Genomic DNA, 1,920 nt, shown 5'->3' on the forward strand with positions numbered 1-1,920 from the left:
AGTCACAGGTTTTTGGCCCGCTGTGGTATCTGTTTTTGTGATACGAAAGGACTTTAGCATTCTTGCAGGTAATCCCGCATGGCTGCTGTTGACCGTTCTCCCCAATTACTGGTGTGTCACAGGTTCGTTGTCCGCTGTGGAATTTGATTCTGTGATCCGACAGGCTACGAGCATTCTTGTAGACCTTTCCACATGGCCGCAGCTGCCCATCCTCCCCGATCACCGGCAGGACGCATACTCTTTGTTCAGTGTCGTATTTTTTTTTGTAATCTGACGGAGTTTGTTGCCAATGGGTATCCCCTCCAGAAGGAAGACAACCCAAAAATGAAATCCCCATCGGGCGTGTTGAATGAGCAAGCGTACAGGTAATCCCGTTTTCTGGAAGGCTATGACCACCCAGACTGAGTAACCCGTCTATTATGACCCGGTCGTCAGCGTTGACGGACACATTCCCGGGCATTTGCACATCATGATTTAGTAGCCCGTTAGAATCAGTGGTACAGATGGGCGCTCCGCTCATGAAGTACGAAGCGATTTGGGGATCAAAATGGTATATGCAACTAAGACAGTGTTCATTCGCCGAGCGAAGGCATGATTGTTGTGTGGATACTGCTATTGATGCCCGAAATCGACAAACGCCATGACAGGGATGGACGAAACAATTTAAACCCAAAGTGTGTGAGTGTTGTTCAGGGTCTCCGTTACTGTCGCCAGAGTCAGAATACACGAGACTTTTGAATGAGCCTGAAGAGTGGATGGTGGTTTCCGGGACTTTCTGGCAGGATGATTCTGATAGTGGGTATTGTGCCGGGTTATCATCAGAGCCATGCATCATAGTAACAGTCGCAAACGGGTGATCCCCTTGTATCGGCAGAGAGGTTGCCTCCTGTTGTTGAATCGGGTTAGACAGCGATGAATTTGGGTTCCAATAGATTTTTAAAAGCGAGGCGACAGCGAAAACTACTTCTACAGGAAGCCATGAGCTTGCAGGGGCATCCTTGGTGGTCAGGATCATTTCGTACGCAACCACAATGCCAGTGGCATAAAGCCATTGCCATGAAATCGACCCAACGATGGCCGTTTTTAGTTCGTAAATCCCAGACCTCTGTCGTTTGTCATCAGTTGGTAAAGTTAATTCTGCGTGGTCTTTATTGTAGGTAATGGCTGACGGATTGTCCGGTAATGTTGGCCAGACAGGTTTTATAGAGTAGTTCTGTTTTGAATAAACTGCACCCTGCTCAAGCTCGAGTATATAATGTCTTGTCAACGCTTCGCTCTGACAGACGACAGACAACGACATTAGCAACAGTAGTACCTCAAAGAGTGAGTGTTTAATAATTCTATCCCTGCATTCCGGTTGACAGAGAGGAAGGATAGATCAAGAAAATAAGCGTGTTTTTACCTTGAAGTTCTTCTGTTAAAAATCTAATGAAGCCATGTACTGGATCAGATCGTTGCTTATTTCACTTTACTTCCTGAGGACTTAAGTCATTGTTCCGGTCCATATCATCAAGCTTGCGTTTTCGATGCCTTCTTTTGTGATTCAAAAAGGCCTGAAGATTCTTGCAGGCCTGCTTGCATGGCCGTTGCTGTCCATTCTCCCCGACTACAGTGACCTCACAGGTTTGTGGCCCGCTGTGGTTTTTTCTCATGTGATCACTCAAGGCGCGAGCATTCTTGCAGACCTTCCTGCACGGCCGCTGCTGACCATTCTTCCCGACTGTTGTTGCACCGCAGGCTTGCTGCCTGGTGTGCTCTGCTCTTTTATGATCCGACAAGGCATGTCCACTCTTGCAGACCTTACCGCATGGTTGCTGCCGACCATCCTCCCCAACCACGATCAAGTCACAGTTTTTTTGCACGCAGTGGTCTCTGCTTTTGTGATCTGACAGGGCATGAGCATTTCTGCAGACCTTTCCG

Annotated in this window: 2 protein-coding genes; both read right to left on the minus strand. The window is 47.8% G+C overall.

The genetic code is table 11. The features are described from left to right. On the minus strand, positions 1-1,300 hold a 1,300-nt coding region (locus KDK17_RS13490), incomplete at its 3' end, for a hypothetical protein (protein WP_257288272.1). Between the two features lie 163 nt (positions 1,301-1,463). Beyond that, positions 1,464-1,920 (minus strand): hypothetical protein (locus KDK17_RS13495; RefSeq protein WP_257254635.1); only part of this gene is annotated, 457 nt, incomplete at its 5' end.

The organism is Endozoicomonas sp. SESOKO2 (genome assembly GCF_024606245.1).
Classification (GTDB): domain Bacteria; phylum Pseudomonadota; class Gammaproteobacteria; order Pseudomonadales; family Endozoicomonadaceae; genus Endozoicomonas_A.